The 23,822-nt window shown below is 64.3% G+C and carries 20 protein-coding genes; 8 read left to right on the plus strand and 12 right to left on the minus strand.

The annotated features are described in order from the left end of the window. Window positions 1-6 precede the first annotated feature (6 nt). Both ligA and HMPREF3157_RS09080 read right to left on the minus strand, forming a co-directional pair. Window positions 7-2,421: an NAD-dependent DNA ligase LigA gene (gene ligA, locus HMPREF3157_RS09075; protein ID WP_083288140.1), complete on the minus strand. Its 2,415-nt coding sequence runs from the start codon at window positions 2,419-2,421 to the stop codon at window positions 7-9. Between the two features lie 4 nt (window positions 2,422-2,425). Then, entirely contained in the window at window positions 2,426-3,274 is an 849-nt protein-coding gene (locus tag HMPREF3157_RS09080) for a hypothetical protein (RefSeq protein ID WP_070436167.1), read from the minus strand. A 160-nt stretch (window positions 3,275-3,434) separates the two neighbouring features. Here HMPREF3157_RS09080 and HMPREF3157_RS09085 point away from each other — a divergent pair, with 160 nt between their 5' ends. The 5 genes from HMPREF3157_RS09085 to HMPREF3157_RS09105 are packed head-to-tail and all read left to right on the plus strand — an operon-like array spanning window position 3,435 to window position 7,483. Beyond that, window positions 3,435-4,151 carry a DUF4129 domain-containing protein gene (locus HMPREF3157_RS09085; RefSeq protein WP_070436168.1) on the plus strand — a complete coding sequence of 239 codons (717 nt, stop codon included), beginning with the start codon at window positions 3,435-3,437 and terminating at the stop codon, window positions 4,149-4,151. After that, complete coding sequence (locus HMPREF3157_RS09090) at window positions 4,148-4,711, plus strand: hypothetical protein (RefSeq protein WP_070436169.1); 564 nt, start codon at window positions 4,148-4,150, stop codon at window positions 4,709-4,711. The genes HMPREF3157_RS09085 and HMPREF3157_RS09090 overlap by 4 nt, the downstream gene beginning before the upstream one ends. Then, a complete protein-coding gene (locus tag HMPREF3157_RS09095) occupies window positions 4,708-5,673 on the plus strand; it encodes an AAA family ATPase (protein WP_016664789.1) in 966 nt (321 codons plus the stop codon). The genes HMPREF3157_RS09090 and HMPREF3157_RS09095 overlap by 4 nt, the downstream gene beginning before the upstream one ends. A 2-nt stretch (window positions 5,674-5,675) precedes the next feature. After that, the gene (locus HMPREF3157_RS09100) at window positions 5,676-6,905 is read left to right on the plus strand and encodes a DUF58 domain-containing protein (RefSeq protein WP_070436170.1); all 1,230 of its coding nucleotides are present in this window, start codon (window positions 5,676-5,678) and stop codon (window positions 6,903-6,905) included. Then, window positions 6,902-7,483 carry a hypothetical protein gene (locus HMPREF3157_RS09105; protein ID WP_070436171.1) on the plus strand — a complete coding sequence of 194 codons (582 nt, stop codon included), beginning with the start codon at window positions 6,902-6,904 and terminating at the stop codon, window positions 7,481-7,483. The genes HMPREF3157_RS09100 and HMPREF3157_RS09105 overlap by 4 nt, the downstream gene beginning before the upstream one ends. A gap of 23 nt (window positions 7,484-7,506) precedes the next feature. Here the strand turns inward: HMPREF3157_RS09105 and HMPREF3157_RS09110 are convergent, their stop codons facing one another. From HMPREF3157_RS09110 to HMPREF3157_RS09150, 9 genes are all read right to left on the minus strand, one after another. After that, a complete protein-coding gene (locus tag HMPREF3157_RS09110) occupies window positions 7,507-8,595 on the minus strand; it encodes a hypothetical protein (protein ID WP_070436172.1) in 1,089 nt (362 codons plus the stop codon). Then, window positions 8,592-9,695, minus strand: a complete 1,104-nt coding sequence (gene mnmA / locus HMPREF3157_RS09115; protein WP_070436173.1) for a tRNA 2-thiouridine(34) synthase MnmA — start codon at window positions 9,693-9,695, stop codon at window positions 8,592-8,594. The genes HMPREF3157_RS09110 and mnmA overlap by 4 nt, the downstream gene beginning before the upstream one ends. Window positions 9,696-9,789: 94 nt before the next feature. Next, entirely contained in the window at window positions 9,790-10,923 is a 1,134-nt protein-coding gene (locus HMPREF3157_RS09120; RefSeq protein WP_070436174.1) for a cysteine desulfurase family protein, read from the minus strand. Continuing rightward, window positions 10,917-11,798 (minus strand): hypothetical protein, encoded by an 882-nt coding sequence (locus tag HMPREF3157_RS09125; RefSeq protein WP_070436175.1) that lies wholly within the window; start codon window positions 11,796-11,798, stop codon window positions 10,917-10,919. Before HMPREF3157_RS09125 ends, HMPREF3157_RS09120 begins: the two co-directional genes overlap by 7 nt. A gap of 2 nt (window positions 11,799-11,800) precedes the next feature. Then, entirely contained in the window at window positions 11,801-12,811 is a 1,011-nt protein-coding gene (locus HMPREF3157_RS09130) for a vWA domain-containing protein (protein ID WP_070436176.1), read from the minus strand. After that, entirely contained in the window at window positions 12,808-13,824 is a 1,017-nt protein-coding gene (locus HMPREF3157_RS09135; RefSeq protein WP_246816566.1) for a vWA domain-containing protein, read from the minus strand. The genes HMPREF3157_RS09130 and HMPREF3157_RS09135 overlap by 4 nt, the downstream gene beginning before the upstream one ends. Beyond that, window positions 13,821-14,285 (minus strand): hypothetical protein, encoded by a 465-nt coding sequence (locus tag HMPREF3157_RS09140; protein WP_070436177.1) that lies wholly within the window; start codon window positions 14,283-14,285, stop codon window positions 13,821-13,823. Before HMPREF3157_RS09140 ends, HMPREF3157_RS09135 begins: the two co-directional genes overlap by 4 nt. Continuing rightward, window positions 14,272-15,165: a DUF58 domain-containing protein gene (locus HMPREF3157_RS09145; RefSeq protein ID WP_016664799.1), complete on the minus strand. Its 894-nt coding sequence runs from the start codon at window positions 15,163-15,165 to the stop codon at window positions 14,272-14,274. Before HMPREF3157_RS09145 ends, HMPREF3157_RS09140 begins: the two co-directional genes overlap by 14 nt. An 8-nt stretch (window positions 15,166-15,173) precedes the next feature. Beyond that, a complete protein-coding gene (locus HMPREF3157_RS09150; RefSeq protein ID WP_070436178.1) occupies window positions 15,174-16,241 on the minus strand; it encodes an AAA family ATPase in 1,068 nt (355 codons plus the stop codon). A gap of 134 nt (window positions 16,242-16,375) precedes the next feature. Here HMPREF3157_RS09150 and glgX point away from each other — a divergent pair, with 134 nt between their 5' ends. From glgX to glgB, 3 genes are read left to right on the plus strand one after another with little or no spacing between them, the layout of a single operon-like run. Further along, entirely contained in the window at window positions 16,376-18,577 is a 2,202-nt protein-coding gene (gene glgX / locus HMPREF3157_RS09155) for a glycogen debranching protein GlgX (protein ID WP_083288142.1), read from the plus strand. 37 nt (window positions 18,578-18,614) lie between these two features. Then, on the plus strand, window positions 18,615-20,633 hold the full coding sequence (locus tag HMPREF3157_RS09160; protein WP_070436180.1) for an alpha-1,4-glucan--maltose-1-phosphate maltosyltransferase: 2,019 nt from the start codon (window positions 18,615-18,617) through the stop codon (window positions 20,631-20,633). A 24-nt stretch (window positions 20,634-20,657) separates the two neighbouring features. Next, window positions 20,658-22,862, plus strand: coding sequence for a 1,4-alpha-glucan branching protein GlgB (gene glgB, locus HMPREF3157_RS09165; protein ID WP_016664803.1), 2,205 nt, complete (start codon window positions 20,658-20,660; stop codon window positions 22,860-22,862). Between the two features lie 79 nt (window positions 22,863-22,941). Here the strand turns inward: glgB and HMPREF3157_RS09170 are convergent, their stop codons facing one another. Next, window positions 22,942-23,814 (minus strand): co-chaperone YbbN, encoded by an 873-nt coding sequence (locus HMPREF3157_RS09170; protein ID WP_016664804.1) that lies wholly within the window; start codon window positions 23,812-23,814, stop codon window positions 22,942-22,944. Window positions 23,815-23,822 lie beyond the last annotated feature (8 nt).

Below are 23,822 nucleotides of genomic sequence, written 5' to 3' on the forward strand. Positions count from 1 at the left end.
TAGGCGCTACGCCAGTGCGCTTTCTCCACCCTCGAGGAGCGCTGTGAAACCTCCCTCATCGAGGATCGTGATCCCAAGTTCCTCTGCTTTGGTCGCCTTCGAGCCCGCGTTCTCGCCCACGACGACGTAGTTCGTCTTCTTCGAGACGCTGCCGGAGGCCTTGCCGCCTCGCTGCAGGATCGCCTCTTTCGCGCCATCGCGCGTGTAGCCCTCGAGAGAACCGGTGACAACGATCGTGAGCCCTTCGAGCGTCTTTTCGATTCCGCTCGTCGATTCGTCGACAACGACAACACCCGAGCGCTTCCACGCCTCAACGAGCTCGGCGTGCCATTCCTCCTGGAAAAACGCCGCGATGCTCGTCGCGATCGTCTCGCCGACGCCATCAGTTTTGGCCAGTTCCTCGACGCTTGCACTCGCGATCGCGTCGATAGAGCCCCAGGCCGTCGCGAGTGCGCGGGCGGCCGTCGGACCCACGTGGCGGATCGAGAGGGCCACGAGCACCCGCCAAAGCCCTGCCGATTTCGCCTTGTCGAGTTCGCTCATCAGCACCTCGGTGGTTTTTCCGACGGTCGCCGGCTTCACGAGGCTCCAGGATTTTCTGGACTTGTAGTAGCGCCACTGCGGGCGGTTCCAAAAGGCGCTCACGGTGCGCCAATCACCCGTTTCCTCACCGTCGCGGCGCACGCTCTGGTAGACCGTGACCTCGCGCAGGTCCTCGGGCGTGAGATCAAACAGATTCGCGCCCGTACGCACGACGCCTGAGCGTGGTGCGGGAATGCGGGGATCGTCGGGGTCGGTGATGCGGAGCATTGGAACTCCGTCCGCATCATCGGTTGCAACGCCGTTCTTGAGCGTCACAAACGCTGCGCTGTGGAAATCCTCTTCCGTAAGCACCGGCAGGTAGAGCGCGTGGCCGGCCTTGAGAGAGGCGAGGGCTTCGGCGCGGCGCTTATCGGGATCGGTGAGCGCAATTGCCGATTCATCGCCGAGGGCCTCGATGTCGAAGGCCCCGCGGCTCGCAGCGTGCGCGATACGACCGGTGACCTGGGAGGGGCAATCCTTCTGGTTGGGGCAACGCCAGTCTTTATCGCCCTCTTTTTCCGGCCGAATCTCTGCTCCACAGCTCGGGCAGTTCTTCGGCATGACGAACGGTTTTTCGGTTCCGTCGCGGAGCTTTTCGACGGGGCCGAGGATTTCGGGGATCACGTCGCCGGCCTTGCGAAGGAGGATCGTGTCGCCGATCAGCACGCCCTTTCGTTCGACATCGAATTGGTTGTGAAGGGTCGCCCGCGCGACGGTCGAGCCCGCAACCTTGACCGGTTCCATGACGCCGAAGGGGGTGACGCGGCCCGTGCGCCCCACGTCTACCTGAATGTCGAGCAGCTTTGTCGTGACCTCTTCGGGCGGGTACTTGTAGGCGATAGCCCACCGCGGTGCCCTGGACGTTGCTCCGAGAGCACGCTGATGAGCGAAGTCGTTGATCTTGATGACGATGCCGTCGATATCGTGCTCGAAGTCGTGGCGCTTGCGCCCCGCCCGTTCGATGTACTGCGTGACCTGCTCGAGCGAGTCGAGCACCTCGAAGTGAGGAGAAGTGGGAAGGCCCCACGAGGCGAGCATCTCGTAGACCTCACTTTGACTCTCGGGGTATCCGACGGCGCCTTCGTGCGCACCGATGCCGTGGACGTACACCTCGAGGGCGCGTGAGGCGGTGATGGAGGAGTCTTTCTGGCGAAGCGATCCCGCGGCGGTGTTGCGAGGGTTCGCGAACTCGCGAAGCCCCGCCTCGCGGCGCTCCTCATTGAGTTTTTCGAACTCGTCGACCGGGAAGAACACCTCGCCGCGCACTTCGAGAAGTGCGGGAGGCTTTTCAGTGCTCAGAGTGTGCGGCACGTTGCGGATCGTCTTGACATTCGCGGTGACGTCCTCGCCCACGCGACCGTCGCCGCGCGTCACGCCGCGCACGAGTGTGCCGTTTTCGTACACGAGCGAAATGGCGAGGCCGTCAATCTTGAGTTCCGTCAGGAACTGGGGCGTTCCGGGCGCATCCTCCTGGCAGCGCTTTGCCCACTCGCGAATCTCGTCGAGGCTGAAGGCGTTGTCGAGGCTCATCATGCGCTCGATGTGAGGAACCGAGGCGAATCCCTGGGCAACCGCGCCGCCCACGGTCTGGGTGGGTGACTCCTCGCTCGCAAACTCGGGAAACTCCGCCTCGAGACTCTTGAGCTCGCGTTCGAGGGCGTCGTATTCGCCGTCGGCCATGATCGGTGAGTCGTTCTCGTAGTATTCGACGCGTGCCTCTGCGAGGCGTTCGCGCAGGTCGAGAATGCGCCCTTCGGCCTCGAGCGCGGTCATCTCGGCGGGGTCGGCGGCTGCGGAGCTGTCTGAGGCGTTCGTGCTCGGTGTCTGCTCGGTACTCACGCGTTCAGTCTACGGGCCGCTCCGCTTCGCCTTCCTGCTCGCGCTTCGCTTTTCGCCACAGGAAGAACGAGGAGACTGCACCCACCGCAAAGATGGCGAGCCACAGCACGAGCGCTCCGATGCCAAAGGAACTCTGTCGCTCTCCGCTTATGTCCAAGGCCAGGAGGATGCCAGCGAGCACCATGAGTGCAAGCTGGAAGAAAAGCTTGCGTTTTGCGACCGTCGCGCGATCCTTCGGGAGGTTACGCGCGTATCGCACGGGATCGCCGCACTCCTCCCCCACGCTTCGGTGTGCAGATTCGGCACGGGCGTATGCGTCGTCTGCGAGCTTCTCGATGCGTTTTTCGGTGAGGTCCCCGCGCACGCGAGCGGCACGAATGAATTCTTCGCGCCAGTCGCCCCGATCCTCACCCGGGCCGAAGAGTCGCGACTCTTGCTTCTTTGGCGCGGGCCAGAGAGCGAGCACGGCCCACGCGAGAGCGCCATACACGGGCACGCCAATGAGATAGACGAACGGCGAAAGCTCATACCGCTGGTCGGTCAAGAGCTCGAAAACAGTCGCGCCCGCGAGGGCAAGCGCAAGAATGCTCGCGGCGACAACAACGCACATCCATGCAAACGGCAAGCGCCGACGCGTCGCGTCATACACTGCACCGGCGACCGCGATGAACATTCCGAGCATGAGCGGGGCGATGAGCCCGCCGAGCGAGATGTCGGCGCTCAAGCCATCTTTGAGAAGCCACACGATCGTGAAGAGTATGGAGAGGCCCGCGGCCGCGGTGAAGGCGAAGGCAGCCGTGAGGCGCGCCGTCAGGGGCGCGTCATCGTCAAAGGCCCAGCCGTTGTGGTTCATCGCCTCTCCTCGCGTGTCTCTCTCGCGTGCGTTTCCCCCTCAAGCTTTTCACACGATCGCCGGTGCGAGAATCCCCTTCAGGGCTCCGGTATAGGATTTCGGGACAAAGAACGCCGCGCCGCGCACGAATCACGAGGCCCGGAGTGAAGGGAGATTCGCGATGAAAGTTGAGCGGGTTTTTCCTGCGCTCATCGCGATCGTGTGCGCTCTCCTCTTCGGGTGTGCAACGGCCGCGCACATGCCTCCCCTCGTGGACATCGGCGCCGGCCCCTCGGCCCTCGATGTCCTCCCGCAGGAGAGCGCGACTGACCAGAAGGCACACGTCAATACGGAAATCTCCGCGGGGTTCGAGCAGTATCAACCCGAGGGCCCCAATCCCCTCGGCCCGACCCTCGAGATCATCGTGTGGGCGCTACTCGCGCTTGCAGGGCTGTGCTTACTCATCATTTGTGTGCGGGTAGGGCTACGCGCGCTTAGGACGCGGCGAACACTCACTCCTCAAAGCGAAAGTGGGGACGCGCCGAGCGAAGTCGAAGCCTCCGCTGTCGCGGCCTCTCTCCAGGCCGCGGCGCAAGCCCTTGAGAGGAGTGCGGTCGACGGCAACGCCATTGTCGCGGCATGGCTTGCGATCGAAGCCCGCCTCACGGAAGAGGGTTATGGTCGCTGTTCCTACGAAACCTCAAGCGAGTTTGTCGAGCGCGTCGTCGGCTCCGCTGGACTCGATAACTCTCGCCTCGCGCGCCTTGGGGAGCTCTACCGAACCGAACGCTACTCGAGCGCAGAAACTCGCCCCGCCAGCCTCGAAGAGGCACGAGACTTGCTCCGTGCCTTGAGAGGCGAATTGGACACGGCCCCGGCGGGAGGCGCACGTTCATGAAACGTCTCGTGCTCACCTTCGCCGTGACGGCGGCAGCGACGACGGCAATCGTTCTCGCGCTGCACCTCGTCGATATCCGCCTCAACCTCGCCTACGCGCTTATCTTTACACTCGGCGCACTGCTTGCGAGGGAGCTCAATGCCACGGGACTCACCGGAAGCGAGGCTCCCGAGTTTCCGCGAGTCCTCTATCGCGCAGCACCCGAGCTCGAAGCAGCAAAGGATCGCCGCGTGCGCCGTATCGAGGATGACCTCTACCGCACAATCGAGACAAAGCGGCAAGGCCCGCGCCTTCCCGCGACGTACCTCGCGGGCATCGCTCACGAACTAGAGACGCTCGCTGACACGCGCGGGGATAGCCTCGTGCTGTCGCAGCAAACGTCGGACATTATCGCCTGTGCGGAAGAGACCGACGCTGCCCACTCCCCTGCCAATGCCCCTCGACCGCGCACGAGGCAGGTCCGCCTCACACGTCGCGGCCTGGTCGCAGCGCTGCGCGACCTCGAGAGTGCATACGCACGACTGACCGCCCCCGCACCCCACGTCAAGGAGAGGCCATGACCGACACCTTCACCCCGAGCGAGGCCGCCGCACTCAGCACGCGCATCCTCGACGAGACAGAGCGCGCGATCGTCGGTAAGCGCGAAGCGCTCACGAAGCTCCTCGCGGGCATCTACGCGGGCGGGCACGTCCTCCTCGAGGACTACCCGGGCCTCGGCAAAACGCTCACGGCCCACTCGTTCGCTCTCGCTCTTGGACTCGAGTTTCGCCGCGCCCAATTCACGCCCGACCTCCTGCCTGCCGATCTCACGGGCTCCGAGGTGTTCAATCAAAAAACGAACGAGTTTGAGTTTCGGCCAGGTCCGGTATTCACGGGGCTCCTCCTTGCCGATGAAATCAACCGCACGCCTCCCAAAACTCAGGCTGCGCTCCTCGAGGCGATGCAGGAACGCCAGGTGAGTATCGAGGGCACGACGCACGCACTCCCGCGCCCATTTCACGTGCTCGCAACCGCCAATCCCGTCGAAACCGAAGGGACCTATCCCCTGCCCGAGGCCCAACTCGACCGTTTCCTCATGCGACTGACCTTCGGCTACCCGAGCGCCGACGACGAATGGGATGTCATCGCACGCCGAATCGAGCGCCGCGAGGAGAGCATCGACGTCGAGCGCGTGCTCCAGGCGGGCGAACTCGAAAAGCTGCAGCGCTCAGTCGAAACAATTCACGTGAGCGAGGCCGTTGGCCGCTACGCCGTCGCGCTCGTGCGCGAAACGCGAGAGCACAGCGAGACCGCGATGGGGTCTTCGCCTCGCGGCTCGCTCGCGCTCATTCAGTGCGCACGCGCGCTCGCGCTCATCCAGGGCCGCGAATTCGTGATTCCTGAAGACATCAAGACTTTGGCCCACGCGTGCCTCGAGCACCGCGTTGTGATCCGGCCCGAACTGTGGCTCCAGAACATTTCACCCGCGAGCGTGATCGACTCGATTCTCACGCGCGTTCCCGCCCCCGAAGCTGCCGCTTGAGAATGCGTACAACCCAGGCCTACACGCGCGCGGTACTCGCAGCCGCGGCGTTCATCCTGTACGGCGTGCTCGGCTCACGCCTCGACGCCCTCCTTGCTGGGTGTGCGCTCGTTGCCTGGATTGCGGTCGCCCACATCATGCGGCCGAGCGAGGCGAAGCCGGCAACGCTCGAGGCCGCGGAAGCCAAAGTCAACGAGGGTGAGAGCGTCACGGCGATCGCTCGCGGTGCTCGCGGAACACTCGTGACCGTGGGCGTCCACATGAACAGCGGGCTCGAGTATTCGCCTCGATGGGCGGTCATCACGGGTCTCGAAAGTACGTGGGTTCGGGCGACGCCCCGGGTGTGGGGCACGCACGAGTTCGGCCCGTTCACCGTGCAAGAAACCGATGCGCTCGGGGCGTTCCGACGCCACCGGCACCACGCAGCGCGCAACGTTTCTGCCGTCGCGAGTGCAACGGCGAAGCCTCGCCCCCTTCCCCTTGAGCGCGTCCTCGGTGTGAGCGGTCCCCATACTTCCCGCACGAAAGGTGAGGGGACGGCGCTCGCCGACATCCGCCCCTACCGCGCGGGCGATCGACTCAAAACAATCAACTGGCGCGTGACCTCACGCCGGGGAGTACTGCACACGAACGAGACCTTTTCCGAACGAGACACGGACGTCCTCATCGTCGTCGATACGATGGCCGATATCCGGCCGATCGGTGCCGAGCCCGGGGATGGCCGCGCCTCGAGTCTCGATATGAGTGTTGAAGCCGCGACGGTGCTCGCGCGTCACTACCTCTCGCTCGGCGACCGCGTGGGCCTGCACGATGCGGGAGCGTTAATCGGGTCGATCCCCTTCGGCACGGGCGAGCAACACATGCGACGCATCCTCGAGGCACTCTCGACCGTATCGCGCGACAAGTCCGTGTCTCCTCGTCTACGTCGGGCCCCGCGCATCCGCTCAGGCACACTCACCATCGCGTGCACCCCCCTCCTGAGCGAAGAGTTCATCGGGCAGATTGGCCTTCTGCGCGCGATCGGCGCGAACCTCACAATCATCGACACGCTTCCCGCAGAACTCACGAACACCGCACGCCTCACGGGTGCTCCCATGCGCCGCATCGACGGGATCGAGGACACGCACCTGTGGGACGAGGCATGGGTTATTCGCGGATTTGAGAGGCGCTTCGTCATCGCCGATCTTGAACGACGCGGGATTCCCGTGCGCCGCCTCGAGGAGGCTCTGTGATCCGTTCCCTCGCCGATCATCTTCTCGATGCTTTCGACCTCGTTCGGGCCGTCTCTCCCACTCAGTGGTGCGCGAGGCTCGGCGCGCTCGCCGCGCAAATCGCCGCTGCGCTCGTCGTCGCGGCGGGTGCAACGAATGGTTTTACGGCACCTCTCACGATGGGGCTCATACTGCCGTTCATCGCGCTCGCCGTACTCAACCTTCTTCAACTAGCCCAGCCGGGATCAGAGGCGGGACTGGTCACATTCGCGGCGTGGATCTTCGCTCTGTGGGCCTCACCTCCGCTTTCGCTCGCACCGGCAATCGCCTTCGCGATCCTTGTGCTCGCGTCGCATTCCCTGTGGGCACTCGCCGCGCGTTCGCCCGCCCACGGGCGAACGAGCACGAAGGCCCTGATTCGCGTCGTCGGCGCGCTGAGCCTCGTACTCGGTCTCGCCGCGGCGCTCATTGCAATCGCCCTCGTTCCAGTCGGCTTCATGCGCCCGGAAGCGATCCCGAGTGTCATGATCCTCGTCGCGATCCTCGCTGTTTTCGGAGCGCTCGCGTGGCTGCTTCTACCGCGGACGAGCTCGAAGTAGCGGGCGTCTCTCGCTTAATCGCGCTAGTCGCTCACGCGTTCGGCGAGGCTCGGCGCGGCGTGCATGATTTCGTCCATGTCGCACGGGCGCACGAAGGCCGACGCGCCATTTTCACGCGCGGGGTCGGCCGCCCGTCGCCGCGTCACCGCGAATGCGAAGCCGCGAGCCTCGCGAGCGGCGTAGCCAAGCTCGTTCCACGCGGCAAGGACGTGCCTCATCGATCTCTCGACCGCGCCCGCCGTCGCCAGGAAGCGAATCTCGACGCCTCTTTCTCGGGCGTCGGCAAGCGCCTCCCACGCGCCACCAACGGCCGCGAGGTCTCTCGAGAGTGGATCGAGGGCGATGCTACGCACCCCCGCGTCGAGGGCCGCACGCACGATCCCCACTCGCGCGTCAACGGCGAGCGTGAGTTCCTCCGTTCCAATCCCCCGCTCGGCGACCCCGGTTATGCAGGCGGAAAAGAGATCGGTGAGCCCCGTACGGCCTATGGCACGGTGGAAACGATAGCCGGAGGCGGTACGCACACGCCCCTCAACGGCCCGAAGTGCTCCTCGCTCATCGAGCATGACGCGCGGCCGTGCGCCGGGTACGCGTTCGCGAAGCACGGAAACCTCGGAGCCGATGCCCTCGGCAATGAGGGTGGGAAGCTCCCGCACGAGCCCCGCATCGGCGAGCGCGAGCTCGCCGGAGGCCATATACACCGAAGAGGCGCACGAAACGGGCCCGAGGCGCACGAGGCTCAACGGTCCCTCATACTCGAAAAACGCGAGGCGAGCCGCGTCGAGGCGCGCAAAGGCCGCATCGCGGTTGGCGCGCCATCGTGTGCCTTCGCCCGGGCCGATCCGCCAACCGTACGGGGCGAGGTCTCCCGACACCGGCAGCATCGCGAGGCTCGCCGGCAGAACGTGATCGAAGGAGTCCTCGCCTCCGAGCGCGAGCGACGGCTCCGCCTCTATACCGGTCTCAGGACTCGAACCGAGAAGGGAGCGCATCCGCGTCAATCGAGCCAGGAGCCGGCCACCATCAACGTCCGCGGCGGACTCAGTGAGAGCGAGGGTGCCGTCGGAAAAAATCGTCACGAGCGGATCGGGCGCTCCCCCGTGTGCTGTCATGCGCGCGCGTCGAGAGTTGCCGAGGCGAGCACGCGGTCGCCCGCGTACAGCACGAGGGTTTGACCGGGCGCGACCCCGCGGATCGGTCGAGCAAGCTCGACACTGACAGAGGCGATTTCTGCCTCGCCCTCCCGGTCGGCCTCGACGCCCGTGATGACGCCCGCAATTGCCTCGCCGTGTGCGCGAATCTGCGCCTCGACTTCGCGGCCCTTGTCAAGATCCTCGAACGGCACCACATCGCTAGCGATGAGCGTGCGCGTCGAGAGCAGTTCGGCGGCCCCCACGACGACCTGGCGCGCCTCGGGCTTGACGTCGAGTACATAGCGCGGCTTGCCATCGGCGGCTGGTCGGCCCAGGTTGAGCCCTTTACGCTGCCCCACGGTAAAGCCGTACGTGCCCGAGTGCTCGCCGAGCACCCGGCCGTCCGTATCAACGATCTCCCCGGGCTGCTCACCGAGCTCACGCTCGAGGAAACCGCGCGTGTCCCCGTCGGGAATAAAGCAAATGTCGTAGCTATCAGGCTTGTGGCCGACTCCGAGCCCACGCCGATCCGCCTCGGCACGCACCTCTGCCTTATCGGCGAAATCTCCGAGCGGGAACACCGAGCGCGCAAGCCCTTCGGGCCCCATCACCGCAAGCACGTAGCTTTGGTCCTTGAGCATGTTCGCGCTCCTGTGGAGCGAGCGCGCACCTTTCGGGCCTTCGTTCCGAATCGAGGCATAGTGGCCCGTGCACACCGCATCGAATCCAAGCAGACGAGCGCGGTCCATGAGCGCCGCAAACTTGATCCGCTCGTTACAGCGCACGCAGGGATTCGGGGTGCGGCCGCGCGAGTACTCCGAAAGGAAATCCTCCACCACGAGGTCGTGGAAGTCGTTAGAGAGGTCCCACACGTAATACGGAATCCCAATATGATCCGCCGCGCGGCGGGCATCCGAAGCGTCTTCGACCGTGCAGCACCCGCGCGAACCGTTGCGGGTCTGTTCGCGGTTTTTCGACAGCGCCATATGCACACCCACGACATCGTGGCCCTGCTCAACGGCGAGCGCCGCAGCCACAGCCGAATCGACACCGCCACTCATCGCGGCAAGAACCTTCACCTCGCGCCTTTCACTCGCATGCGTTGCAAACGCCTCCACTGTACAAAGCGAAAGCCCCGCACACACGATGTGCGCGGGGCATCTCACGAAAGAATCAGCGGTTCGACGCGACCGCTCGCGCCTGCTCGAGAACCCCCGGGAGGACGCGTACGAGCGCCTCGACATCCGCTCTCGTGCTCGTCCACCCGAGTGAGAACCGGATAGCGCCGCGCATCCGGGTCTCCGAGTACCCCATTGCGCTGAGCACGTGGGAGGTCTGCGTGACGCCAGCGTGGCAGGCCGATCCCGCCGAGCAGTCGATGCCTTCCTGGTCGAGGAGGAACAAGATCGCGTCCTGGTCGGCTCCCTCGAAGCACACGTGCACCACGTGCGCAGAACGCGGGGCATTGTCGGCCGTGAAATGGGCGCGGGGATCGATCTGGCGGATGCTCTCACGCAAATACCCGGCAAGCGCCTCCCTCTCCTCGCCTCGTGACTGGCGCTCCTCGGCGCTCTCGCGAAGCGCCACCGCGAGCGCGGCAGCGTGGGGTGCATCGAGTGTGCCTGAACGAATACCGCGCTGCTGCCCGCCACCTGTGCCGAAAGCCGAAAGCTTGATCGACGGGTCGGCGACGAGCAGGCCCGCGCCCACGGGTGCGCCGATCTTGTGGCCGGTAATCGAGCACAGCGGCACCTTCGCAAAATCCGGTGGCGCCATGTGTGCCATGGCCTGCACCGCGTCGGTGTGGACGACGGTGCCATAGCGGGAGGCAAGCTCGGAAAGCGCCTCGAGGTCCTGGATGACTCCGGTCTCGTTGTTCACGAGGGCCGCGCTCACGAGAGTGGCAGAGTCTCGTCCCTCGGAAGGCGCGAGGAGCCGCTCGGTCGCGGCGAGATCGAGACGGCCGTCGGAATCCACCGGCGCGAGATCCCCGCCGAGCGCACGCACCGTATCCACAACCGCGGGGTGATCCGTCGCAAGCCCAACGACGCGCCCTCCGATCCCGCGAAGGGCGAGGTTGTCGGCCTCCGTGCCACCGGAGGTCATGATGATCCAGCTGCGCGGAACGCCAAGGACATCCGCGATCTCCGCGACGGCGTCGTCGAAAATTCCGCGCACGCGGCGCCCCGAGGCGTGCTGGCTCGACGGGTTACCGAGGGTGCGGGCGGCCTGCGCGTACGCATCGAGCGCGCTTGGACGGATTGCCGTTGTCGCAGCGTGATCCAAATACACGCGAGTTCTTACCATGGTTTCGTTACTCCCTCGTCGTCGCCCTTGCCGTCATCGTCTCCCTCGCCGTTCGAGGGATCATCGCCGCCGTTCTGCTTCTTGAGCTCCTCCTGTTTCTTTTGCTCCTCGGGATCAGGCGTAGGGGTGTGGCCCTCGCTCCCCTTACCCTCCGGATCATTCTTCTTGGGGTCGTTTTCGGGGTTTTCCTCGTCGTTTTTCCCTTTGTCGCTGGGCCCCTCGCGCTCCTCGTTCCCGGCTTCGCGGTCGGCTTCCTTCCGCTCTTCCTCGATCTGTTTGCCCGTTTTCCCGGTCGATTCCTTATCCTCGTTGGAATCCGAGGAGCTTCCCCCGTTTTGGCACGGCTCGAGGATCTCTTCGGCCCTATACAGAAGGTCCGCGCGCTCATTCGGGTCTTCGATAGCCCTCGCTTCTCCAGCCATCGCGACCGCGAGGTTGTTGCGGATCTTGCACTCGGCATGCGGTGGCTTGTTGAGGTCCCTACCCGTCGTCCACTCGCTCAACGCCTTTTCAAGCTCTCCGCGCGCCTCGGCGAATCTATTTTCGCGCAGGAACGCGGTGCCTTTCGTGAGATGCGGAAGGTAGGGCTCGAAAAGGTTGAGCTTTTCGACGGGACCGAGACGGTCGCGCGTATCTTCGTACTGCTCGTTCGAATACGCTCCCAGAGCCCACGCCTGGGTGAGCGGCATCGACACGAAGCGCACGATACCCGCGAAAAGGAGGAGAACGGGGATCGCGATCAGAAACGTGCCGATCACCCGCAGGGTAAGAAAGCGCCCGCGATCAATTCCGTAGCCGCGCCCTTTGCGCGCTGAGCGGCGAAGGCCGAGGCGCTCTCGCACCGTGAGTCTCTGGTCGTGCGAGCCTTTCGACATGGCTATCTCCTTCCGACGCGCGCGACGTCGGCGCGAGACAGGGGCTTGGGCAGGCGCAGAGTGAGAGTGACAAGCTCCCACACCGCCAGGAGCGTGAGGAGAATCGAGGCGATCCAGTACCAATCCTCAAAGCTAGGCGTGGGCTGTTCCTCGGTCGAGTCGATGAACTCGAGTTTGAGGTCCTTCCACGTTTTCTCGAGGGCTGCTCCGTCCTCGCCACCGGTGCGGTGGACGTAGGCAACGCCCATTTGCTGCGCGATGAACTGGAGGTTCTTTTCATCGATTTTTGAAAGTCCCCGACCGCCCGCAGGGTCCTTAATGTATTCGCCATCATGCTCACCACCCACGGTTTTCATGGGACCGCCCGCGGCGGTGCCATAGCCGAGCACGGCGCCGCTGTCGAGCTTTCCGCCGAGCGCCCCGAAGGGCTCTGATTCCTTCTGGTCGGTGTTTTCGCCATCGCTCAAGAAATACACGATGACGCGCGAATCAGGGTCTTCCTTTTTGGTTTGATCCACGAGCTTCTGGAGGGCGCCTCGCGGGCGGTCAACGTTCGATCCGCGCGAGTAAGCGGTTGTTTCGGTGCGTGCCGTGTCGATCCACGACTTGACCGCGCCTGCATCGGTCGTGAGCGGAAGCTGCGCAGAGGCACTCGAATCAAACGTGAGAATCGAAAAACGCGCGCCTTTCATGCCCTCCATGATCCGAGCCATGTCGGCTTTGGCCCCCTCGAGGCGCGGCTTCGAGCCGTCGTAATCTTCGGCGTTCATCGAACCCGTGAGGTCCACAACGAAGATCACGTTCGCATTGAGGCGCTGGGTGCTCAGCGTTTCATCGCCCGTCACGGGCCGCAGAGCCACGACGGCGAGAACGAGCACCATAAGCAGGCGCCGCAACCAGTCGAGACGCGCCCCCTTGCGCACCCCGAGGAGCACGGCGCACGTGACCGCGAGCGGAACGAAAATGAGGGCGATAGCCCACCACGGCATGAGGGGATGCAGTCCAAGATTCATCGCTGCCTCCACCCTACGACGACCACTCCGATCAGCATTGCGAGGCAGAGCCCGAAGAACATGGCGGGATGGTCAGTGCGGATGACTCGCGCAATCGCGCCCATGTCCCGCGCCTGTGCCTTTTGAATCTGGGCGATAATCGCTGGAATCGCCCCCGGATCAGACGAGGCCCAGAAGCCACCGCCCGATCGTTCTGTCTCGCTTTTGAGTTCATCCGCGCAGTGTCCCTGGCAGGCCGACGCCCCCGGATAAAAGGTCCACATCGTGATGTCGCGCTCGATCAGGGTGTCGACGGCTCCGGGGAGTTCGTAAATGCCGGTGCCGCCCGGTTCGTTATCCGTTGCGAGGACCACGAAGCGCGAGCGCTCCTCTTCCGCGTGGTCGAACAACTGGCCGCACGAGGCGACACCGTTACCAATAAGCGAGGGCGGGTAGGTCTCCGAGTAGGTGCCGCCTACAAAGTCCCAAAACTTCTGGATGTCCTCGTCGCTGTACTGGGCCGTGCCGAGCCTATGGGCGACGGGATTGTAGTTGAGAGCTTCGATCCCCCGCTTGAGCTCGCGTCGGATCAGACCGTAGTCATTCGTGAGCGGGAAGACCGTGCGCGAGTTCGAGTTAAAGATCGACAGCCCGACGCGCTCTCCCTTGAAGCCATCAACAAGCTCGAGGTAGCTTTCGAGAATTTCACGGTCGAAGGGGAGCATCGAGCCGGAAATATCGAGGCACAGCACGATGTCGCGGTTCTTGAATGACGGGGTTTCAACGCGTTCGCTTGCGAGGCGCCCGGAAAGAAGCGCCCCGGACAGCACGAGTGTGCCCGCGAGCGCGACGCTCACGAGGCGCAGAATGCGCGAGGTTTTTTGTGCGCGCCGCACGCTCGGTAGGTGGTCGAGGTAGCTCGTGTTCGCGACGAACAGCGCGCGATTACGCACGGCACGGCGGTTGAGATAGGCGAAGGCCCACGCGATGAGGCCCGCGATCAGGAGGAGGCAGCTCACCCACCAGAAACTCATGACCATGCGCGCACCATCCCTCTAGCCGCGTGCAGACTTTCGGAAAGGCGCGTGCGACTGTCGCGGGCATAGCCTGCTTCGTGGGTGCGGGCGAGGAGATTTCCGACGGTCTGCGTGCGCGGGTCGGCCTGAATCCGTTCGACGGGTTCTTGGCGAATATCGAGCCCCTCGCTGCGAAGGACAAAGACGCGCAGGATGGCTTCGAGATCGCGATGTCCCTCGCGCGCGCTCTTCTCGCCTGCGTCGACGGCTTCCCCGAGAGCGTTGATCGAGCGGAGGAATTCGGCTTTGAGGGCGTCGGTTGCGCCGGGGCGCTTCGCGTAGGCGCGTCGCTCGACGAGCCAGCGGGTGAGCTTCACAAGGGTCGTGATGAGCGCGATGATGACGAGCGCGCACAGCACCGCGAGGATGAGCCACGCAATCGAATACTGCGGCGGGTCGATGATCTCAAGGCCGTCCATTACGTGCCCCCTGTCTGCGAAACATCGCGATCATGTCGTCAACGATCTGAGAGTCGCCGTCGGTAAGGGTGTGGACGATCCCGAGGGAGTCGAGCATCGCCGTGATGTCAGCTTCGCGCTTCTCGCGGAACGCGTCTGCTTCCTTTTGCACGGCCGCGACCGTGCGCGTGTGGCGAAGGATTTCGCGCGGGTAGCCGGGGTCGATGAGTGCGGCATCGAGGTCCAGGCGCCCGAGCGGGTCGGCGTCGCGGATGCGCACGACCAGCACGTCGTGGCGCGTCATGAGACGTCGAAGAGCCCCTTCACATTCTGGTCCGGGGTTCGCCTCGTCGGTGATGAGGAGCATGAGACTTGAGCGACGCGTGAGCCTGAGGGCCCGCGTGAGTGCCCATTCAACATTCGCGGGGGCCCCGCCGAGGACGGTGTTCTTCTGGAGAGTTCTGAGGAGGAGTTCGAGGTGGCCCCGCGAGCTGCGCGCAGGAAGCTGGAGCTGATCGCCCGGGGTCCCCGCAACGAGTCCCACGAGATCGCCGTTGGAGTGGGCGAGGTAGCACAGCAGGCCCGCGGCGGTCACGAGGGCGTCGCGCTTGGAGGTTCCGTCGGCGGCGCTCGCTGCCATCGCACCCGACGTATCGCCGATGACGCACAGGTAGCGTACGCGCTCCTCGTTGAATTGGCGGATGAGCGGCTCGCCGCTTCGCGCGGTCGCCTTCCAGTCGATATCGGAGATTTTGTCGCCGGGCTGGTAGTACTTGAGGTCGTCGAAGTCTTCGCCGCTGCCTTTAAACAGGGAGCGCCCGCGGCCCGAGATGAGACCACGCACCTTCTTGGTGGTCGTGATTTCTATCTTGGCCTTGACCTTTGTTAGAAGCGACGCCAAAGCGGCTCCTACGGAAGCGGAACCGCGGAGAACACCGCGTCGATGATCGTCTCAGGCGTAATTCCGCTCGCGAGTGCGTCGAAGGTCATCACGAGTCGGTGGCGCAACACCGAGTAGCGCAGGGCCCTCACGTCGTCGGGGGTAGCGTAGTCGCGTCCTTCGACGAGCGCGTGGGCCTGCGCGACGCGCATGAGTGCGAGCGAACCACGCGGCGAAGCACCGACGCGCACCGATTGGGTGATGTTTTGAATCGGGCGCGGGCCCGAGCCGCGGGTCGAGAACACGAGGTCGATGATGTAGCGCTTGACCGCGGCATCCACATACACGCGGTCGACCGCACGCTGAAGGAACTCGATGTCCTCGAGGCTCACGCTCGGCCTCGTGCTCTTTGGCGCAGCGAGCGTGCCCGAGGTCGAGCGATCGAGAATCTCATGCTCTTCCGCGGGCTTGGGATACGTGAGAATTTCCTTCATGAGGAAGCGGTCCATCTGGGCTTCGGGCAGCACGTAGGTGCCCTCTTCCTCGATGGGGTTCTGGGTCGCGAGCACCATGAACGGGTGCGGGAGTGGATAGACCTCACCGCCGATTGACGTCTGACGCTCCTGCATCGCTTCGAGCATCGCCGACTGGGTCTTTGCGCTCGAGCGATTGATCTCGTCGAGAAGGACGATGTTCGCGTGCACCGGGCCAAGCTGGGTCGTGAACTCACCGGTGCCATAGTTGAAGATCTGCGTACCGATAATGTCGTTCGGCATGAGGTCGGGCGTGCACTGGATTCGGCGGAACGAGCCGCCGATCGCGCTCGCGAGCGCCTGCGCGGCAGTTGTCTTCGCGAGACCGGGCACAGACTCGAGCAGCACGTGACCACCGGCGGCGAGGCTTGTGAGAAGCGCGAGCCGCAGACGCTCCTGGCCGACGACCCGCGTGCCGAACACCTCGGCGATACTCGCGACAATATGCGCCGCCCGTTCCCGCTCAGCGGGGCCGAGCACGGGGCTTTCCGGTTGGAACGTCCGCGTACGGGAGGGCCCCTGCCCCACCGGACGAGGCGAAGGCGCCTGACCATTCATACTCATGCACGTACCTCTTTTGCCGCTTCCCGATCGGTCACACGTGCGCGAGCGCGCGCACTACGGCATGACAATACCGAACCGGACTCGACGCCACGTCAAAAACACGGCAAACGCCAGATCTCTGAAACAATGTGTGCGTGACTGTCCCCCCTCCACCAACGACGCCCGGTCTCACCGTGAACGAGGCAGGCGTCGGAACGTATTCGATCCCTGCCCCGCGCGCCGAACGGATTGAGCTGTGCATATTCGACGCAGGCCGCGAGCGCCGCACCCCGCTCCCCCACGTCGACGCGGGCGTGCACTGGGGAGCCGTCGATGGCCTCACCGAAGGGACCCACTACGGACTACGCGCCTACGGTCCTTGGGCGCCCGAACTCGGCCTCGTATTCAATCCCAACAAGGTACTCGTCGATCCGTACGGGCACGGCATCGATCATGCCTCGGCGCTCCTCGAATCGATGTTCGCCCACACCGTCGATTCGGCACTTCGACCCACGCAGCCCCTCGAGCGCGATCCGCATGATAACGCCGACTCAGCGATCCACTCCGTCGTCACGCGCGTCAATCCCGACCGCTTCGACCCCGCGCTGCGCCCCCGCACCCCACTTCGGGACACCATCATCTACGAAGCGCACGTCCGCGGCTTCTCGAAGCTCAACCCGGATGTTCCACCCGAGCTTCGCGGCACCTACGCGGGCCTCGCCCACGAGGCCTCCATCGCCTACCTGCGCGAGCTGGGCATCACGGCGATCGAGCTGCTGCCGATCCACGCGGCCCTCGACGAAGTCCACCTCACGCGCCTCGGGCTGAGCAACTACTGGGGCTACAACACCCTCAGTTTCTTCGCCCCCAATCCGCGCTACGCCACCCAGGCCGCACGTGACGAGGGCCCGAGCGCAGTCCTCGCCGAAGTCCAGGACATGATCAACGCGCTTCACGCCGCCGGCGTCGAGGTCATCCTCGATGTCGTCTACAACCACACGGCTGAAGGCGCTAAAGACGGTCCGTGCGTGTCCTTCCGCGGGCTTGACGCGCGCGAATATTACTGGCAGGACTCGGGCCACCTCGCCGACTTCACCGGCACGGGCAATACCCTCGACGCGCGAAGCCCCTACGTCGTGGACCTCGTCATGCGCTCGCTGAGGTTCTGGGCAAACACCGTGGGAGTCGACGGGTTCCGCTTCGATCTCGCCACCACCCTCGCACGTGGTGAGCACGGCTTCGATGCACAGCACCCTCTTCTGACCGCCATGCGCACCGACCCCGCGCTCGCGGGCATCAAGCTCGTCGCCGAGCCGTGGGACGTGGGCAGCTTCGGGTGGCAAACGGGCAACTTCCCGGCGGGCATGAGTGAATGGAACGACTCCTACCGCGACGACATTCGAGGCTTTTGGCTCTCGAGCACCCGCGAGCTGAGCGAGAACGGCGCGCCGCAGCACCCCTATATTCGCGATCTCGCCACTCGGTTTGCGGGCTCCGCAGATATTTTTCGACGCGCCGATCCGCACGATCTACCCGAGGGTCGGTCGATGCGCTCGCCGCTCGCGTCGATCAACTTCGTGACCGCCCACGATGGCTTCACGCTCACTGACCTCACGACCTACAACGACAAGCACAACCTCGCCAACGGCGAGGACGGCCGCGATGGCACCGAGAACAACCGCTCCTTCCACCACGGCACGGAGGGTCCCGATGCGGCGCTCGAGGCCGTGCGCGATCGAAGCGCCCGCAACCTCCTCGCAACGCTCCTCACGAGCGCTGGCGTTCCTATGATCACCGCGGGTGACGAACGCTTGCGGACCCAAGAGGGAAACAACAACGCGTATTGCCACGACGGTCCTCTCACGTGGCTTTCGTGGGACTCGAGCGAGCGCATTGAACGCCACCTCGCCTTCACAAAAGCAGCGATCGCCGCTCGGCGCGCCCTCAGTTCCCTTCGCCCCTCCACCTTCTTCGACGACGCTAGCCTCGAGGATCGCGAGCCGGGAGGCATCAGGTGGCTCAAGGGCGATGCCTCGGCCATGAGCCACGCCGATTGGTTCAACCCCGAACGACGCCACTTGAGCATCGCGATCCCCAACCACGACGGCCTCACCATCGTGGTGATGAGTAACGAACAGGGACCTCGAGAGGTGCGCTTGCCCGCGAGCGCTTGGGGTGCCGGTCCGCTCAGCATCGCACTGGACTCTTCGCTCGGAGGCGCACGTCTCGACCGGGCGAACGAGAGCCTCCACCTCGACGGACCAACGGTCGTCGTCGTGCAATCCGACGGTTGGCGATCGCCCGCCTCTCGAGACGAAAGTGCAGACAATCTCCCAGCGCACCCCGATAAACTTTGAGGCGCAGATCACGACCATGCCGAGATTGGGAGGCACCATGGCCACGAAGGCGAAAGCAGCGATGACCACCGGGATCGGGCGAATCCCGATCACCTCTGTCTCACCGAACGTCGACGGCGGTCGCTTCCCCGTCAAAGCGGTCGTGGGCGAGCGCGTGCGCGTTCATGCCACGAGCTTTCGCGAGGGCCACGACCAGATGGGCGTGCAGCTCCTCGTGACGAATCCCGAGGGCGACACGGTTCGCTCCCCGATGACGTGCACGAATCCTGGACTCGACCACTGGGAGGGCAGCTTCCGCCCCGATCGTGAAGGCGAATGGTCGTACAGGGTCGAGGCCTTCGACGCCCCCTACCTCACGTGGGCCCACAACGCCGAGGTCAAAATCGCCGCTGGCGTCGACGAAGAACTCATGTGCGCCGAAGGCGTGATCGTCCTCAAGGCTGCGCTCGCCGAGATCCCCAAGAAAAAACGACCCAAAACGCACAGGGCCCGTCTCGAAGCAGCGATCGACGCTCTCACCAATACGAGCCTGCAGCCGTCGGCCCGCATCGCCCCAGCCCTCGCCGCCGACATGCACGAGGCGATGACCGAATACCCCCTACGCCGCTGGCCCACGCGTTCCGCAAAAATTGCCGTGAGAGTCGAGCGCGAACGTGCACTGTATGGCTCCTGGTACGAGTTCTTCCCGCGGTCAGAAGGCGCGCACTTCGACCCTGAACAGGGCGGCTGGACATCCGGCACACTCGAAAGCTCACTCCCGCAACTTGATCGCATCAAGCGCATGGGCTTCGACGTCGCCTACCTCACTCCCATCCACCCCATCGGCACAACGCACCGCAAAGGGCGCAACAACACGCTCACCGCGCTCGAAGGCGATCCGGGATCGCCCTACGCGATCGGCTCACCCGACGGTGGCCACGACGCCATTCACCCCGACCTCGGCACGATCGAGGACTTCGACCGTTTCGTCGCGCACGCGAAAAGCCTCGGCCTCGAAGTAGCCCTCGATATCGCGCTTCAGTGCTCCCCCGATCACCCGTGGGTCAAGGAGCACCCCGAATGGTTCGTCGTTCGTGCTGACGGCACGATCGCGTACGCCGAGAACCCACCGAAGAAGTATCAGGACATCTATCCCTTGAGCTTCGATACCGACTATCGCGGCCTGTACGAGGCGATTCGCGACGTCCTCGAATACTGGATTTCGCACGGCGTCACGCTCTTTCGCGTCGACAACCCGCACACGAAGCCCGTGCGCTTTTGGGAGGAGCTGCTCGCCGAGTTCCGCGAAACCCACCCCGAGGTGCTCTTCCTCGCCGAAGCCTTCACGAAGCCGGCGATGATGCACACGCTCGCCAAGGTCGGCTACCACCAGTCCTACACGTACTTCGCGTGGCGCCACAGTCCCGAAGAACTTCGCGAATACATGGAGGAACTCAAGGCCGCGGCCCACTACATGCGGCCGAGTTTCTGGCCCACGACCCACGACATTTTGACGCCTTTTATGTCCGACGGTGGCTGGAATGCATTCCGCCTCCGCGCGATCCTCGCGGCCACCCTCTCCCCCACGTGGGGAATCTACTCGGGCTTCGAGCTTGTCGAACACCAGCCGCGACCGGGGGCACAGGAGAACATCGATAACGAAAAGTACGAATACAAGCCACGTGACTACGAGGGTGCACTTCGCTCCGGTCGCTCGCTCGAGCCGCTCCTCACGCGGCTCAACGAGATCCGCAAGGCCCATCCCGCACTCCAGACCCTCACGACGACCCGCTTCCACGGCTCAGACGACGACCGTGTACTCGTGTTCTCCAAGCACGTCGAAGGGCGCGACACCGAAAGCGGTCTCGACGACACGATCATCGTCGTCTCGATGACCGAGACACACGGGGGCACGTCAACGTGGGTCCACCTCGACACCGAGGCGCTCAACATCCACTCCGACTTCATGGTCGAGGACCTGCTCACGGGTGAGCAGTTCCTGTGGGACCGCGACAGCTACGTCGAGTTGAACGCCGATTTCCGGCCTGCCCATATCCTCCGTGTTATTCGCTACTGAGCGCCGTCACCAAAGGAGATAGACATGAGCGCACCACTTCCCCTTCTGCCCGCGAGCGAACACGAACTCGGTTCAGTCGCGACCGGTTCGTACTATTCGCCGCATTCGATCCTCGGCCTGCACGAATACGAGGGCGGGTACACGATTCGCACGCTCAAACCGTTCGCCGACCAGGTTGTGGCCCTTGTACGCCTCGAAAACGGCGAACGCCTCGAGATCGAACTGCACCACGAGTACGACGGCATCTTTAGCGCCGCCTTCGAGGCTCCCGATTCCCCGATTGTGCTGCACCGCTTGCGCGTGACGTGGCCCGGTGGCGGCACCGAAATCGTGGACGAGCCCTACCGCTTCCTCCCGACGATCAGCGACTTCGACCTGCATCTCATCCGCGAAGGGAGGCACGAGGAGCTTTGGCGTGCGCTCGGCGCGCACGTACGCACCCTCGACGGCATTCAGGGCACAAGCTTCACCGTGTGGGCACCGAACGCCGCCGCCGTGCAGGTGATCGGCGACTTCAACGGGTGGAATGGCCGACGCACGGCAATGCGATCACTCGGCGATTCAGGCGTGTGGGAGATCTTCCTTCCCGGAGTGCGCGCGGGCGCGGTCTACAAGTTCCGCATCCTCGGAGCCGACAGGGTATGGCGAGAAAAGGCTGACCCGATGGCCCGCCTAGCCGAGGTGCCGCCCGCGACCGGAAGCGTCGTCGTCGAATCAGATTTCGAATGGAGCGACGATGCGTTCCTCGCCGAGCGCGCCGCGAAGAATCCACTCGAATCGCAAATGTCGATCTACGAGGTTCACCTCGCCTCGTGGCGCCCCTTCGCCTCCTACCGAGATATCGCCGAACCCCTCGTTAAGTACGTCAAGGGCATGGGCTACACGCACGTCGAGTTCCTTCCGCTCGCTGAACACCCCTTCGGCGGCTCGTGGGGTTACCAGGTCACGGGCTACTACGCGCCCACCTCACGCCTCGGTCACCCCGACGACCTCCGCTACCTCATCAACGCTCTGCACGAGGCAGGAATCGGGGTCATCATGGACTGGGTTCCCGCTCACTTCCCGAAGGACGAGTGGGCGCTCGGACGCTTCGATGGCACCGCGCTCTACGAACACGCCGATCCACGCAAGGGTGAGCACCCCGATTGGGGCACCTACATTTTCGACCTCGGCCGCACCGAAGTGCGCAACTTCCTCGTCGCCAACGCGTGCTACTGGCTCGAAGAATTCCACGTTGACGGTTTGCGCGTCGATGCCGTCGCATCGATGCTCTACCTCGACTATTCGCGAAACGAGGGCGAGTGGATCCCGAACCAATACGGTGGGCGCGAGAATCTCGAAGCGATTGACTTCCTCAAGGAGGTCAACGCCACCGCTTATAAGCGAGCCCCGGGCATCACGATGATCGCGGAGGAGTCGACCTCATTCCCAGGGGTCACGAAGCCCACCGACCAGGGAGGCCTCGGCTTCGGGTTCAAGTGGAACATGGGCTTTATGCACGACACGCTCGAATACCTTGGCCAGGACCCGATCTATCGGCAATACCGCCACCACGAGCTGACGTTCGCGATGGTCTACCAGTACTCGGAGAACTTCATCCTGCCGATCTCTCACGACGAGGTCGTTCACGGGAAGTCACCGCTGCTGCGCAAGGCCCCCGGCGATGACTGGCAGCAGGCGGCGAACCTCCGCGCCTACCTGAGTCTCATGTGGGCCCATCCGGGCAAGCAGCTACTGTTCATGGGCTGCGACTTCGCGCAGGGAACGGAGTGGAACGAGAACCAGGCACTTCCCTTCTGGCTCCTTGACTTCCCGCTCCATCAGGGCGTCAACGATTTCGTGCGTGACCTCAACCGCGTACAACGCACCTACCCGGCACTGTACGAGCTGGATCAGGAGGGTGCGGGTTTCCGATGGCTCGATGCTGATGCCGCGGGCCACTACCTCGTGGCGTTCGCACGCTTCGACCGCAAGGGCGATCCGGTCGTGGCAATCATCAACTTTTCACCCGAACCGTGGCGTGGCTTCCGGATCGGCCTTCCCGAGGGCGGCGCGTGGGCCGAGGTGCTCAACTCCGACGCTTTCGCTTATGGCGGCAGCGGCGTGGGGAACCTCGGCCGGGTCCAGGCGGAGCCTGTCCCGTACGGCGGCCTCGACTACTCGGTTCGCCTGAGCGTTCCGCCGCTCGGTGCGGTGTTCTTTGTTCCGGAGCGCGCGGCAAAACAGTAGCGTCGACGGATACGGAAAAGGCCTGCGCTCCCCGAGGGGCGCAGGCCTCTTCTCCAGGCGTTGCCGGTCTCTTGGTGCCTTAGAACATGAGGCGGCTGAGCTTCTTGCGGGCCTGAAGCACGCGCTCGTCTTCGACGCCTACGACGTCGAAAAGCTCGAGCAGACGCTCACGGATGCGATCGCGCTCCGAGGGAGCGTCGCGGAACGACGTCAGAAGGCGCGCGAAGGCATCATCGACGTGTCCCCCGAGCAGGTCGAGATCAGCGGCAAGGAGTTGAGCGTCGATGTCCTTCGGGTTCGAGGCCGCGGCCTCGCGCCCGGCCTGAAGATCGACGCTTTGCGTGCGGCGCATAAGGGCAATCACGGCGAGGCCCTTCTTCGCCTCCGAATCACCGGGGTGCTCATCGAGGTACGCGGTGAAGGCCGTCTCGGCGCCGTCCATGTCGCCGCTCTCCATCGCGGTGTAGGCCTTTTCAAGGGCTTCGGGCAGCGCGGCTTGCTCGGTCGTCTCGCGCGGGGCCTCTGTGTGCATGCCTTCCTTCGCGGCGAGCCCCGCGAGTTCCTCCATGACGGGGGCAAGCTGCTCTTTCGTGACCACGCCTTCGAACAGCGGCTGGACCTGTCCCTTCATGAGAAGCACGGCCGTGGGGAGCGACTGGATCCGAAGCGCCGCCGCGACGCGCGGCTGCTGATCCGCATCGAGGATCGCGAGACGGATCGTGCCAGCATGCTTAGCCAGAACCGAACGTAGATCGTCCGTGAAGGCTGCTCCCCCGTTGACGCGTGCGCTCGTCACAAAGAGGATCGTGAGGTGCTGATCGGAGTCTTTGATGAGGCTCTCGAGGTTCGCCTCATTGACAGCGACTTCGCCCTCGAGCGGATCGGAGGTGCCACCGGTCTGGTTTTCCTTTTTAAGCGTGTTGAAGTCCATCACGCCGTACGAGCTCGTCATCGTTTTCT

The sequence above is a fragment of the Dermabacter sp. HMSC06F07 genome, assembly GCF_001807345.1.
Lineage (GTDB): Bacteria > Actinomycetota > Actinomycetes > Actinomycetales > Dermabacteraceae > Dermabacter > Dermabacter hominis.